Source organism: Streptomyces sp. NPDC034037 (genome assembly GCF_055575715.1).
Map to the genome: position 1 here is coordinate 913721 of NZ_JBVISC010000001.1, position 12497 is coordinate 926217.

Genomic DNA, 12497 nt, shown 5'->3' on the forward strand with positions numbered 1-12497 from the left:
GACTCACGCGGTATGCCGACAGACTTGCGGGTCCTCGCCGAAGCCGAATGGGACGACTGGTTCGCAACGTTCGCCCTCGCCTTCGGCGGGACGCCCACGCCGGCGGGGAAAGAGGAGCTGTGGCGCGACCTCGTGGAGGCCGACCGGATGCTGGGCGCCTGGGACGGCGACACCTGCGTGGGCACGGCGGGGTCCTTCTCCTTCCGGCTCTCCGTGCCGGGCGGCGCCCTCGTGGACGCGGCGGGCGTCACGACGGTGAGCGTCGCGGCCACGCACCGCAGGCGCGGCATCCTGACGGCGATGATGCGCAGGCAGCTGGACGACGTGCGCGCGCTCGGCGAGCCGCTGGCCGTGCTGACCGCCTCCGAGCCGGTCATCTACGGCCGGTTCGGGTACGCCCCGGGCACCCTGCAGCTGAAGGCGGACATCGACACGACGCGGGTACAGCTGTCCGTCCCGCCCGGCACGGACGACGTACGGCTGCGGTACGCGCGGCCCGCCGACGTCCTCGACGCGTGCGAGGAGCTGTACGCGCGCCGGGTCGTCGCCCGTCCGGGGATGCCGGCCCGGCAGCCCGGCTGGGAGCGGCTCGGACTGTTCGACCCGGAGAGCGAGCGGGACGGCGCGTCGCCGGTGCAGTGCGTGGTCGCCGAACGCGCGGGCGAACTGGTCGGCTATGTGCGGTTCGCCGTCAAGCCCGAGTTCGACTGGAAGGGCCCCAAGGGCGTGGTGCGGGTGCGGGACCTGGAGGCGGAGGACCCGGCGGCGTACGCGGCGCTGTGGCGGTTCGTCTTCACCATCGACCTGACGACGTCGGTCCTCGCGTACAGCCGTCCGGTGGACGATCCGCTGCTCCAGCTCGCCTCGGACATCCGGCGGTGCGATCTCGCGGTGCGGGACTCGCTCCACGTACGGCTCGTGGAGGTGGGGGCGGCGCTGGCGGCGCGTACGTACCGTACGCCGCTGGACGTCGTCCTGGAGGTCGAGGACGCCTTCTGCCCCTGGAACGCGGGCCGTTGGCGGCTCGCCGGTGACGCGAAGGGCGCCTCCTGCGAGCGGACCCGGGACCCGGCCGACCTCGCCCTGTCCGTACGGGAACTGGCCGCCGCCTACCTCGGCGGGACCTCCCTGACGTCACTGGCGGGCGCGGGGCGGGTGCGGGAGCTGCGGCCGGGGGCGCTGGCGGAGGCGTCGGTGGCCTTCGGGTCGGACGTGGCGCCTTGGCTGCCACACGGATTCTAGGGCGGGTTCCAGGGCGGTGCGTGTCCTTGTGCGGGGCCTTGTGCGTGTCCTTGTGCGGGCCGGGGTCTCAGGCCGACAGGGGCAGTGGGGACTTCGGCTTGCGGGTGGCCAGGTAGAGGGCGACCAGCCAGGCGACCGCCGAGTGGCCGACGGCGACGTTGAGGACGAGGACCACCCAGCGGAGTTCCGCTCCCCGGTTGAAGGCGATGAGGGACGGCAGGATGTAGAGCACGACGGTGAGCACCGCCAGGACGAGGCCGCCGAGCGAGCCGAGATCGAAGCCGAGATGGAAACTGGGCATGTTGAACTCGAACATGAAGAGAACCCCCCGTGGAGCTGGTCACGCGACCGCTGGTCAGGCGGTCGAACTGGTGAGCCGATCTTAGTCGCGTCGCGTCAGCGCGTGTCCCGCCGTCAGCGGGCGCCGGGGCGTTGGCAGGTGGGGCACCAGAAGAGGTTGCGCGCGGCGAGGCCGGCGGTGCGGATCTCGCCGCCGCAGAGGTGACAGGGCTGGTTCGCCCTGCGGTAGACGTACACCTCGCCGCCGTGGTCGTCCACGCGCGGCGGACGGCCCATCGCCTCCGGCGTGTGCTCGGGGCGGACGGTGTCGATGCGGTTGAGGCGTACGCCCTCGCGCATCAGCTCCACGAGATCCGCCCAGATCGCCTGCCATCGGGCCTCGGTGAGGTCCTTGCCCGGGGTGTACGGGTCGATGCCGTGCCGGAAGAGGACCTCGGCGCGGTAGACGTTGCCGACGCCCGAGACGACCTTCTGGTCCATGAGCAGCGCGGCGACGGTGGTGCGGCTGCGGGAGATCCGGCGGTACGCCTTGTCGGGGTCGTCGCCGTCCCGGAGGGGGTCCGGGCCGAGGCGCTCGTGTATCGCCCGCTTCTCGTCGTCCGTGATGAGCGCGCAGGTCGTCGGGCCGCGCAGGTCGGAGTAATAGGTGTCGTTCCGCAGGCGGAGGCGGACGGTGTCCGTGGGGGGCGGCGCGGGGTGCTCGCCGAGGGCGTACTTGCCGAAGAGGCCGAGGTGGATGTGGACCCAGTCGGCTTCGCCGAACCCCAGGAAGAGGTGCTTGCCGTGGGCCTCGGCGGTTTTCATCGTCCGGCCGTCGATCAGGGCGGCGCCGTCGGAGAACTTGCCTTGGGGGCTGGTCGCCGTTACGGGGGTGCCCTGGAAGCGGGCGCGGTGGTCTGCCGCGAGGCGGTGAATGGTGTGGCCCTCCGGCATGGTCCCTCCGGGGGTTGAATGAATCAGCCCCTCCGGCGTTTGAGGAGCGGGGTCCGGGGCGGAGCCCCGTGGCTTAGCTCCGGCTGGGGGCTACGCGGTCAAAGAATCGCCTTGAGGGCTCGTCCTCAAACGCCGGACGGGCTGAAAACCGGCGGCGTCGTCCGGCGAAGAGTCGCCCTAAAGGCTCGTCCTCAAGCGCCGGACGGGCTGAAAACCGACGGCGTCGTCCGGCGAAGGATCGCCTTGCGGGCTCGTCCTCAAGCGCCGGACGGGCTGGGGTGGCAGCGCCGTCCGGCGGAGGGGGGCCGTTACTGCTGGGGGTGCCCGGCCGGGATCGGCGGAAGGTCGCCCGTTTCCTCGTAGGCGGAGAGCATGTCGATGCGGCGGGTGTGGCGCTCCTCACCCGAGTACGGCGTGCTCAGGAAGATCTCGACGAACTTCGTCGCCTCCTCCTGGGAGTGCATCCGACCGCCGATCGAGATGACGTTGGCGTCGTTGTGCTCCCGGCCGAGCGCCGCGGTCTGCTCGCTCCAGGCCAGCGCCGCGCGGACGCCCTTGACCTTGTTCGCGGCGATCTGCTCGCCGTTGCCGGAGCCGCCGATGACGATGCCGAGCGCCTCGGGGTCCGCGGCGGTCCGCTCCGCGGCACGCAGGCAGAACGGCGGGTAGTCGTCCTGGGCGTCATAGATGTGGGGCCCGCAGTCGACGGGCTCGTGGCCGTGGCCCTTGAGCCATTCGACCAGGTGGTTCTTGAGTTCATAGCCGGCATGATCCGAGCCGAGGTACACGCGCATGCGTCCGAGTGTGGCACGTCGGGCACCGGGTAGCCGCGATCGGGGCCGGGCCTTCGGGACCAAGGTCCCGACCAGGTACGGCCAGTCCGGGGCGGGCGCAGGCCAGGTCCAGGCCAGGTCCAGGCCAAGTGGCTTGAATGCAACGATCCGGATTCAGGACTTCCGTCCCGATCGCTCCTGAGTTTGAATGCGGGGGCTCGTGACCCGAGAACTTAAGGATTCGTCCATGACCTCGCAACCCTCCCTTGCGAAGGCAGACAGCAACCCCCCATCCCCTGGGGATCCGCGGTCTGGCGACACTGGTGACACCGGCGACGGCCTGAAAGCGGGTCTCAAGAACCGCCACCTCTCCATGATCGCGATCGGCGGCGTCATCGGCGCCGGCCTCTTCGTGGGATCCGGCTCCGGCATCGCCGCCGCGGGCCCCGCCATCCTCGTCTCGTACGCCCTCGTCGGCGCCATGGTCGTCCTCGTCATGCGGATGCTGGGCGAGATGGCCGCCGCACGGCCGACGTCCGGCTCCTTCTCCACCTACGCCGACCAGGCGCTCGGCCGCTGGGCCGGCTTCTCCATCGGCTGGCTGTACTGGTTCTTCTGGGTCGTCGTCCTCGCGGTGGAGGCCACCGCCGGGGCCGTGATCCTCAACGGCTGGGTACCCGCCGTCCCGCAGTGGGGCTGGGCGCTCATCGTGATGCTGGTGCTCACCGCGACCAACCTCGTCTCGGTCGGCTCGTACGGCGAGTTCGAGTTCTGGTTCGCCGGCATCAAGGTCGTCGCGATCGGCGCGTTCGTCGTCATCGGTCTGCTCGCCGTCTTCGGCGTGCTGCCCGGCTCCGACAACCCCGGCGCCGGATTCGCGCACCTCACCGACGCGGGCGGCTTCATGCCCAAGGGCGCGGGCGCCATCCTCACCGGCGTACTGATGGTCGTCTTCTCCTTCATGGGCAGCGAGATCGTCACGCTGGCCGCCGGTGAGTCCGAGGACCCGCAGCGCGCGGTCACCAAGGCGACCAACAGCGTGATCTGGCGCATCGGCGTCTTCTACCTCGGCTCGATCTTCATCGTGATCACGCTCCTCCCGTGGAACGACAAGTCGATCACCGAGGACGGCAGCTACGTCGCCGCACTCAACTCGATCGGCATCCCGCACGCCGGTCAGGTCATGAACGTCATCGTGCTCACCGCCGTGCTCTCCTGCCTCAACTCCGGGCTCTACACCGCCTCCCGCATGGCGTTCTCGCTCGGGCAGCGCGGCGACGCGCCCAAGGCCTTCGCGCGCACCAACAAGCGGGGCGTGCCGCAGGCCGCGATCCTCGGCTCCGTCGTCTTCGGCTTCCTCGCCGTCTGGTTCAACTACCAGTGGAAGGACACCGTCTTCGACTTCCTGCTGAACTCCTCGGGCGCCGTGGCCCTGTTCGTGTGGCTGATGATCTGCTTCACGCAGCTGCGGATGCGCGGGATCATCCTGCGCGAGGAGCCGGAGAAGCTCGTCGTGAAGATGTGGCTCTTCCCGTACCTGACCTGGGTGACGATCGCGATGATCTCGTTCGTCCTCATCTACATGCTGACCGACGAGACCGGGCGCAAGCAGGTGCTGCTGTCGCTCCTCGCGGCCGCGTTCGTGGTCGTGTTCTCGGTCGTGCGGGAGAAGATCCGGCCCCGTGAAGAGGCCGAGCAGGTCTGAGCGGTTCCCCTAGGGGTGCCGTCAGGGGTCCCATTGAGGTCCCGCGTTAAGTTGACGGAGGTTGTCAGCTTTTCGCGGGACCCTCTGCGTTGTCCGGCAGATGTACGCGGCTCAGGCGCCACGTACGCGGCACAACGGAGGCTCCTCGTGGATTTCACCGGTTTCAGCGCCCAGCGACTCGTGTTCCGGCCCGGCGACCCCGGGTACGACGATGAGATCGCCGGATTCCAGACCGGCTTCGCGACGCGGCCCGACCTCGTCCTCGGCGCCACGAGCCCCCAGGACGTCGTCGCCGCCGTGTCGTACGCCGGTGAGCACGGGCTGCCCGTAGGGGTCCAGGCCACCGGCCACGGGCTGCCGGGGGCGTCCCGGGGCGGCCTCCTGATCAGTACGCGGCGGATGGACTCCGTGCGCGTCGACGCCGCCGCCCGCACCGTCACCGTCGGCGCCGGCGCCCGCTGGGGGCAGGTCGTCGAGGCCGCCGCGCCCCACGGGCTCGCCCCGCTGAACGGCTCGGCACCGGGCGTCGGCGTCGTGTCGTACACCCTCGGCGGCGGCCTCGGCATCCTCGCCCGGCAGTTCGGCTACGCGGCCGACCACGTCCGCTCCCTCGACGTCGTGACGGGCGACGGCACTCTGCGCCATGTCACCGCCGACAGCGACCCCGAACTCTTCCAGGGGCTGCTCGGCGGCGGCGCGACCCTCGGCGTGGTCACCGAGCTGGAGATCGGCCTCGTGCCGGTGGCGCGGCTGTACGGCGGGGCGATCGCGTTCGACGGCCGCACGACGGACCCCGCCGCCCTGCTGCGCGGCTACGAACGGTGGACGCGGACCCTGCCCGAGGAGCTGACCTCCTCGCTCTGCGCGCTGCTCTACCCCGACATCCCCCAGCTCCCGCCGCTCCTGCGGGGCCGCTACCTGATCTCGGTGCGCGTCGCGTTCACGGGGACGCGGGCCGAGGGCGAGCAGCTGGTGGCGCCGTTGCGCGCGCTGGCCCCCGCCGTGTCGGACACCCTGCGGGAGATGCCGTACACCGAGAGCCACACCATCCACGGCGACCCCGACTTCCCGCACGCCTACTACGGGGACAGCGTGCTGCTCAGCGGCCTCGACGTCGACGCGGCCGGTGAACTGCTCGCGCTGACCGGCCCCGACGCCGACTCGATGCACGTCGTCCAGATCAACCACCTGGGCGGGGCGCTGGCGCGGCCCGCGAAGAACACGGTGCCCCACCGCGGGGCGGGCTGGCTCGTCCGCGTCCTCTCCCCGCTGGACGGCACGGACGTGGCGACCGTACGGGAGCTGCACGCGCGGGCGTTCGGGCGCGTGGCGGGGCAGCGGCTGGGCCGCTCGCTGAACTTCGCCTTCGGCGGCGCCGACCGGCCCGAGGGGCTGTACGACGCAGAGACGCGGAAGAGGCTCGCCGGGCTGAAGGTCGCGTACGACCCGGCGAACCTCTTCAGGCGGAGTTACGGCGTCGGTGCCAGCTGACGGGTGGTGCAGGGGTGTTGACGGGTGCGTCGGCTGGCGTGTTCACCGGCGGGCGTGTTCGCCGACGGGCGTGTGCGTCAGCGGACGTGTGCGTCAGCGGGCGTGTTCGCCGGTGGACGTGTTCGCCGGTGGACGTGTGCGTCGGCGGACGTGTTCGTCGGCAGGCGTGTTCGCCGGTGGACGTGTGCGTCAGCGGTCGAGCAGCTTCCAGGCCGTGGGCAGCGCGCCCATCGCGAGGGCGGCCTTCAGGGCGTCGCCGATCAGGAAGGGCGTGAGTCCGGCGGCGACGGCCTGGGTCAGCGACATGCCGGTGGCGGCGGCGAGGTACGGCACGCCGACCGCGTAGATGATCGCGGAGCCGAGCACCATCGTGCCCGCGGTGCGCAGCACGGAGCGGTCGCCGCCCCGGCGGGCGAGGGCGCCGACCACGGTGGCGGCGAGCAGCATGCCGAGGACGTAGCCGAGGGAGGGGGCCGCGACGCCCGAACCCGCCTGCGCGAACCACGGCATGCCGGCCATGCCGACCAGCGCGTACAGCGCGAGGGAGAGGAAGCCGCGGCGGGCGCCCAGCGCGGTGCCGACGAGCAGCGCGGCGAAGGTCTGACCGGTCACCGGCACGGGGGAACCCGGGACGGGCACCGCGATCTGGGCCGCGACACCGGTGAGCGCGGCGCCGCCGAGCACGAGGGCGGCGTCCTTCACACGGGACGCGGGCAGCAGGTCGGCGAGGACCTGGCCGGGACGGGGGGTGGCAGCGGCGATGCTCATCGGGGACTCCGCGGGAGGGCTGGGGCGGGTTGGGACGCGTCGACGCTATCCCAGGCGGGGGCGCCCTCACAGCGGCTCCGGGTGACAACCCCGGGGCGGGGGCTTGGTGGGCTCCGGACAAAGGGCCTCCCGTACACCTCGCCGGGCGTGACGCTCGTCACGGAGGTCGGCGGGTGGGTGGCCCGTTTTGCGCGGAGGGGCGCCGCCCGGGGAGACTGTGGAGTCCCGCCAAAGTCTCCGTGACGCCGTGAGCCCGTGATCCCGTTACCCGTAACGCCTTGAGCCCGTGACGCCGTAAGCCCGTAAGCCCGTAAGCCCGTAGCCCTAACGCCTTAAGCCCGTAATCCCGTAGTCCCGTAGCCGTACGCCGTAAGCCCGTAAACCCGTAATCCCGTAGGCCCGTGACCCCGAGAGCAGCGCTGAGCACCATGCACGACCCCCAGGCCTCGGCCGCTTCCTCCACCGAGCCGCTCGGCGGCGGGCTCAAGCAGCGGCATCTGACGATGCTCGGGCTCGGCGGCGTCATCGGGGCCGGGCTCTTCGTCGGCTCGGGGGCGGGGATCGCCGTCGCGGGGCCCGGGATCGTCGTCTCGTATCTGATCGCGGGCGCGCTCGCGATGTGCGTGATGCGGATGCTCGGCGAGATGTCGGCCGCGATGCCCGCCTCGGGCTCCTTCTCCGTGCACGCGGAGCGCGCGCTGGGCCGCTGGGCCGGGTTCAGCGTCGGCTGGCTGTACTGGTTCCTGCTGGTCGTCGTGCTCGCCGTGGAGGCGACCGGCGCCGCGCAGATCGCCCACAGCTGGGCGCCCGCGGTGCCGCAGTGGGCCTGGGTGCTGCTCTTCATGCTGGTCTTCACCGGCGCCAACCTCGCCGCCGTGAAGAACTTCGGCGAGTTCGAGTTCTGGTTCGCGACGCTGAAGGTCTGCGCGATCGTCGCGTTCCTGGTGCTGGGGCTGCTCGCGATCTTCGGGGCGCTGCCGGACACGGACCCCGTGGGCCTCACCCACCTCAGCGGTGACGGCGGTTTCCTGCCCAACGGCTGGGCCGGCGTGGTCTCCGGGGTCCTCGCCGTCGTGTTCGCCTTCGGGGGCCTGGAGGTCGTCACGATCGCGGCCGCCGAGTCCGACGACCCGGTCCGCTCGGTCGCCCGCGCGGTGCGCAGCGCCGTCTACCGCATCCTCTTCTTCTACGTCGGCTCGATGCTGGTCATCGTGACGGTGCTGCCGTGGACCGCGCAGAAGGCGGGAGCCAGCCCGTACGTCACCGTGCTCGACTCGATCGGGGTGCCATCCGCCGGGACCATCATGAACATCGTGGTGTTCGTGGCCCTGCTCTCGGCGCTCAACGCCAACCTCTACGGGTCCTCCCGGATGGTCTTCTCCCTCGCCGAACGCGGCGAGGCCCCGAAGGCCCTCCTGAAGGTGTCCGGCGGCGGGGTCCCGCGCCGCGCGGTCCTCGCCTCGGTCGCCTTCGGCTTCGTATCGGTCGTACTCAATCTGAAGTGGCCCGACTCGGTCTTCCTCTACATGCTCAACTCGGTCGGCGCGGTGCTGCTGTTCGTCTGGGCGCTGATCGCGGTGTCGCAGCTGCGGCTGCGGCGGCGCATCGAGCGGGAGGCCCCGGAACGGCTGGTCCTGCGAATGTGGGCGTTCCCGTATCTGACCTGGGCGGCGCTGGTCGCGATGGCCGCCGTACTCGCCCTGATGCTGAACGACGACGGGGCGCGGCCCCAGCTGCTGTGGTCGGCGGGGGCGACGGGCGTGGTGCTGGCGGTCGCCGGGCTGCGGGAGTGGCGGGGCCGGCGCCGGCCGTGACCTCGCGTGAAGCGTGAACGCGCCGTGAACTTCTTGTGGCGGTTTCTTCACGACGTGTAAGCGTCGTGTCCGTATACCGGTCGGTGGTTCCCTGTCAGCGGTGCCGGACCTCAGACTGTGGGCCCGCTCGACTCCCCCGCCCCGGCTCTCGACCCGTTTTCTCCGTCCCGGTTCCTGGTCCGCTTCCTCCCGTCCCGGCTCTGCCGGTCATGACCCGCTTCCCCTTCCGCCCCTCCCCCGTCTCGGCTACTGAACAGGGCACGCCCATGTCTCGGACGTCCAGCTCCAAGGACGCCGCATCCGCACCCGATGCGACACCAGCACCTGATGCCGCACCCAAGGCCGACTCACCGCTCGTCCACGGCCTCAAGCAGCGGCACCTCTCCATGATCGCCCTCGGTGGCGTGATCGGCGCCGGCCTCTTCGTGGGCTCCGGAGCGGGCATCGCCAAGGCCGGGCCCTCGATCGTCCTCGCCTACGCGATATCCGGCGCGCTCGTCATGCTCGTGATGCGCATGCTGGGCGAGATGTCGGCCGCCAACCCGGCCTCGGGCTCCTTCTCCGTGCACGCCGAACGCGCCATCGGCCCCTGGGCGGGCTTCACGGCGGGCTGGGGCTTCTGGTTCCTGCTCTGCGTCGCCGTGGGCCTGGAGGGCATCGGCGCCGCGAACATCATGGTGGGCTGGTTCCCCGGCACCCCGCAGTGGGCCTGGGTCGCCCTGTTCATGCTGGTCTTCTGCGGCGCGAACCTCACGGCCGTGAAGAACTTCGGCGAGTTCGAGTTCTGGTTCGCCGCCCTCAAGGTCGGCGCCATCGCCCTCTTCCTCGGCATCGGCGTCCTCGCGATCCTCGGCATCCTGCCCGGCTCGGACACCCCGGCCCCCGGCCTGGAGAACCTCACCGGCGAGGGCGGCTTCATGCCGAACGGCACGGACGGCCTGATCATCGGCCTCCTCGCCTCGGTCTTCGCGTACGGCGGTCTGGAGACCGTCACCATCGCCGCCGCCGAGTCCGAGAACCCGGTCAAGAGCGTCGCCAAGGCCGTACGCACGGCGATGTGGCGCATCGCCCTCTTCTACGTCGGCTCCATGCTCGTCGTCGTCACGCTGCTGCCGTGGGACAACAAGGACGTCGCCACCAAGGGCCCCTACGTCGCCACCCTCGACCACCTGGGCATCCCCGGCGCCGGGCAGATCATGAACGTCATCGTGCTGATCGCCCTGCTCTCCGCGATGAACGCCAACATCTACGGCGCCTCGCGCATGTCGTACTCCCTGATCGAGCGCGGCCAGGGCCCCAAGGCGCTCGGCCGGGTGTACAGCGGCGTGCCGCGCCTCGCCGTGCTGGCCTCGTCGGTCTTCGGCTTCGGCTGCGTGCTGCTCAGCTACTGGAGCCCCGACCAGGTCTTCCCCTGGCTGCTCAACATGATCGGCGCGATGATCCTCGTCGTCTGGATCTTCATCGCCGTCTCGCAGCTCCTCCTGCGCCGCCGGACGGAGCGCGAGGAGCCGCAGAAGCTGGTCGTGCGGATGTGGGCCTACCCGTACCTGACCTGGGTGGCGCTCGCCGCGATGGCGTACATCTTCTTCCTGATGACCGAGCAGCCCGACACGCGCAAGCAACTGCTCGCCACGGGGGCGCTGACGCTGTGCCTCGCCGTCATCGGTTTCGTGCGGCAGAAGCGGGCGGAGCGGGGGGCGGTCACGGCCGCCGAGTAGGACACGTTTACGCGGAGGGGCCCTGGGTCGATGACGACCCGGGGCCCCTTTGTCGTATCCGGGGGGGCTTCGTCGTTTCGGGGGGCTTCGTCGTTTCGGGGGGCTTCGTCGTTTCGAGGGGGCCTAGGGCGAAGGGCTGATCAACTTGTGGGGCCTACTGCTGTTAGCCTGCACTTGCGCATGACTTGCAATAAGAAGTAAGAAGCAGTGAGAAGCAGCAGTCGGAGGGCTCGGACCATGGCCATTTACACGCTTCCAGAACTTCCGTACGACTACGCGGCGCTCGAACCGGTCATCAACCCGCAGATCATCGAGCTGCACCACGACAAGCACCACGCCGCGTACGTGAAGGGCGCGAACGACACCCTGGAGCAGCTGGCGGAGGCGCGCGACAAGGAGACGTGGGGCGCCATCAACGGCCTGGAGAAGAACCTGGCCTTCCACCTCTCCGGCCACATCCTGCACAGCATCTACTGGCACAACATGAACAGCCCCAAGGACGGGGGCGGCGGCGAGCCGCTGGCCGCCGACGGCGTCGGCGAGCTGGAGGACGCGATCACCGAGTCCTTCGGCTCCTTCGCCAAGTTCAAGGCCCAGCTGACCAAGGCCTCGGCGACGACGCAGGGTTCGGGCTGGGGCGTCCTCGCCTACGAGCCGCTCAGCGGCCGCCTCATCGTCGAGCAGGTCTACGACCACCAGGGCAACGTCGGCCAGGGCTCCACGCCGATCCTGGTCTTCGACGCCTGGGAGCACGCCTTCTACCTCCAGTACAAGAACCAGAAGGTCGACTTCATCGAGGCCATGTGGCAGGTCGTCAACTGGCAGGACGTCGCCAAGCGCTACGAGGCCGCCAAGCAGCGGGGGAACGCCCTGCTGCTCACTCCGTGAGGCGTGTCCGGCGCGTGGGACATCTCCCGTGCGTGAGGCCGGCCGCCTCGTGAAACGTCCTGCCTCGTGATCGTCTTCTCAACTTTCGCCGAGGCGGGCGGATAAAGGAGAGACCCCCGTGAGGACGTGACTCACGGGGGTCTCTCTGTTGTACGGGGCTACCGGCTGCGCGGGCTCACCGGCTGTGCGCGGCGGCTCGCGGGGTCACTCGAAGTTCGGGCCCTCGGTCCGCGTCCGCTTGATCTCGTAGAAGCCCGGCGTCGAGGCGACGAGCAGCGTCCCGTCCCACAGGCGCGCCGCCGCCTCGCCCTTGGGCGCGGGGGTGACGACGGGGCCGAAGAAGGCGATCTGCTCGCCGTCGGCGCCAGGGACGGCGATGACGGGCGTGCCGACGTCCTGGCCGACCTTGTCGATGCCCTCCTTGTGCGAGGCCCGCAGCTCGGCGTCGTACACGTCGGAGTCCATGTGGTCGACGAGGTCGGCGGGCAGGCCGACCTCCTCCAGAGCCGCGACGACGGCCTCACGGGTGGCGCCCTCGCCACGGTTGTGGAAGCGGGTGCCGAGCGCGGTGTAGAGCTTTCCGGTGATCTCCTCGCCGTGCTTCTGCTGGGCGGCGATGACGACCCGCACCGGGCCCCAGGCCTGGGTGGCGAGCATCTCCCGGTACTCCTCGGGCAGCTCGTCGAGCCTGTTCTCGTTCAGGACGGCGAGGCTCATCACGTGCCAGCGGACCTCGACGTCACGGACCTTCTCCACCTCCAGCATCCAGCGCGAGGTCATCCAGGCCCAGGGGCAGAGCGGGTCGAACCAGAAGTCGACCGGGGTCTTGACGGTGTTCTCGGACATGTCTCTCCCTAGGGAATGT

At 70.5% G+C, this 12497-nt stretch carries 11 protein-coding genes; 6 read left to right on the plus strand and 5 right to left on the minus strand.

Going from position 1 to position 12497, the window contains the following annotated elements; all coding sequences use genetic code 11:
* The first annotated feature begins 12 nt into the window (after nucleotides 1-12).
* Nucleotides 13-1242, plus strand: coding sequence for a GNAT family N-acetyltransferase (locus tag ACZ516_RS04140; protein WP_469008353.1), 1230 nt, complete (start codon nucleotides 13-15; stop codon nucleotides 1240-1242).
* A 67-nt stretch (nucleotides 1243-1309) separates the two neighbouring features.
* Here the strand turns inward: ACZ516_RS04140 and ACZ516_RS04145 are convergent, their stop codons facing one another.
* The 3 genes from ACZ516_RS04145 to ACZ516_RS04155 form a co-directional block, all read right to left on the minus strand.
* Entirely contained in the window at nucleotides 1310-1558 is a 249-nt protein-coding gene (locus ACZ516_RS04145; protein WP_361075706.1) for a superinfection immunity protein, read from the minus strand.
* A 98-nt stretch (nucleotides 1559-1656) separates the two neighbouring features.
* Nucleotides 1657-2475, minus strand: coding sequence for an Fpg/Nei family DNA glycosylase (locus ACZ516_RS04150; RefSeq protein WP_469008355.1), 819 nt, complete (start codon nucleotides 2473-2475; stop codon nucleotides 1657-1659).
* 308 nt (nucleotides 2476-2783) lie between these two features.
* Nucleotides 2784-3269: a ribose-5-phosphate isomerase gene (locus ACZ516_RS04155; RefSeq protein ID WP_358582154.1), complete on the minus strand. Its 486-nt coding sequence runs from the start codon at nucleotides 3267-3269 to the stop codon at nucleotides 2784-2786.
* Between the two features lie 226 nt (nucleotides 3270-3495).
* On the opposite strand from ACZ516_RS04155, the gene ACZ516_RS04160 reads away from it, so the two are divergent.
* Entirely contained in the window at nucleotides 3496-4953 is a 1458-nt protein-coding gene (locus ACZ516_RS04160) for an amino acid permease (RefSeq protein ID WP_469008356.1), read from the plus strand.
* A 147-nt stretch (nucleotides 4954-5100) separates the two neighbouring features.
* Entirely contained in the window at nucleotides 5101-6444 is a 1344-nt protein-coding gene (locus tag ACZ516_RS04165; RefSeq protein ID WP_469008357.1) for an FAD-binding oxidoreductase, read from the plus strand.
* A 189-nt stretch (nucleotides 6445-6633) separates the two neighbouring features.
* Here the strand turns inward: ACZ516_RS04165 and ACZ516_RS04170 are convergent, their stop codons facing one another.
* Nucleotides 6634-7212 carry a biotin transporter BioY gene (locus ACZ516_RS04170; RefSeq protein WP_358582148.1) on the minus strand — a complete coding sequence of 193 codons (579 nt, stop codon included), beginning with the start codon at nucleotides 7210-7212 and terminating at the stop codon, nucleotides 6634-6636.
* A 428-nt stretch (nucleotides 7213-7640) separates the two neighbouring features.
* On the opposite strand from ACZ516_RS04170, the gene ACZ516_RS04175 reads away from it, so the two are divergent.
* The 3 genes from ACZ516_RS04175 to ACZ516_RS04185 all read left to right on the plus strand — a co-directional run bounded on the left by ACZ516_RS04175 (nucleotide 7641) and on the right by ACZ516_RS04185 (nucleotide 11632).
* On the plus strand, nucleotides 7641-9026 hold the full coding sequence (locus ACZ516_RS04175; RefSeq protein WP_469008718.1) for an amino acid permease: 1386 nt from the start codon (nucleotides 7641-7643) through the stop codon (nucleotides 9024-9026).
* A 266-nt stretch (nucleotides 9027-9292) separates the two neighbouring features.
* Nucleotides 9293-10744 (plus strand): amino acid permease, encoded by a 1452-nt coding sequence (locus ACZ516_RS04180; RefSeq protein ID WP_358582146.1) that lies wholly within the window; start codon nucleotides 9293-9295, stop codon nucleotides 10742-10744.
* A gap of 237 nt (nucleotides 10745-10981) precedes the next feature.
* Nucleotides 10982-11632 carry a superoxide dismutase gene (locus tag ACZ516_RS04185; protein WP_469008359.1) on the plus strand — a complete coding sequence of 217 codons (651 nt, stop codon included), beginning with the start codon at nucleotides 10982-10984 and terminating at the stop codon, nucleotides 11630-11632.
* A 204-nt stretch (nucleotides 11633-11836) separates the two neighbouring features.
* Here ACZ516_RS04185 and ACZ516_RS04190 read toward each other — a convergent pair whose 3' ends face one another.
* The gene (locus tag ACZ516_RS04190; RefSeq protein WP_358582144.1) at nucleotides 11837-12478 is read right to left on the minus strand and encodes a mycothiol-dependent nitroreductase Rv2466c family protein; all 642 of its coding nucleotides are present in this window, start codon (nucleotides 12476-12478) and stop codon (nucleotides 11837-11839) included.
* Between the last annotated feature and the right edge of the window lie 19 nt (nucleotides 12479-12497).

Bases quoted from the DNA above. Each gene is read 5' to 3' on its own strand.
- ACZ516_RS04140 (WP_469008353.1), top strand. From the start codon at position 13: ATGCCGACAGACTTGCGGGTCCTCGCCGAAGCCGAATGGGACGACTGG.
- ACZ516_RS04145 (WP_361075706.1), bottom strand. From the start codon at position 1,558: ATGTTCGAGTTCAACATGCCCAGTTTCCATCTCGGCTTCGATCTCGGC.
- ACZ516_RS04150 (WP_469008355.1), bottom strand. From the start codon at position 2,475: ATGCCGGAGGGCCACACCATTCACCGCCTCGCGGCAGACCACCGCGCC.
- ACZ516_RS04155 (WP_358582154.1), bottom strand. From the start codon at position 3,269: ATGCGCGTGTACCTCGGCTCGGATCATGCCGGCTATGAACTCAAGAAC.
- ACZ516_RS04160 (WP_469008356.1), top strand. From the start codon at position 3,496: ATGACCTCGCAACCCTCCCTTGCGAAGGCAGACAGCAACCCCCCATCC.
- ACZ516_RS04170 (WP_358582148.1), bottom strand. From the start codon at position 7,212: ATGAGCATCGCCGCTGCCACCCCCCGTCCCGGCCAGGTCCTCGCCGAC.
- ACZ516_RS04175 (WP_469008718.1), top strand. From the start codon at position 7,641: ATGCACGACCCCCAGGCCTCGGCCGCTTCCTCCACCGAGCCGCTCGGC.
- ACZ516_RS04180 (WP_358582146.1), top strand. From the start codon at position 9,293: ATGTCTCGGACGTCCAGCTCCAAGGACGCCGCATCCGCACCCGATGCG.
- ACZ516_RS04185 (WP_469008359.1), top strand. From the start codon at position 10,982: ATGGCCATTTACACGCTTCCAGAACTTCCGTACGACTACGCGGCGCTC.
- ACZ516_RS04190 (WP_358582144.1), bottom strand. From the start codon at position 12,478: ATGTCCGAGAACACCGTCAAGACCCCGGTCGACTTCTGGTTCGACCCG.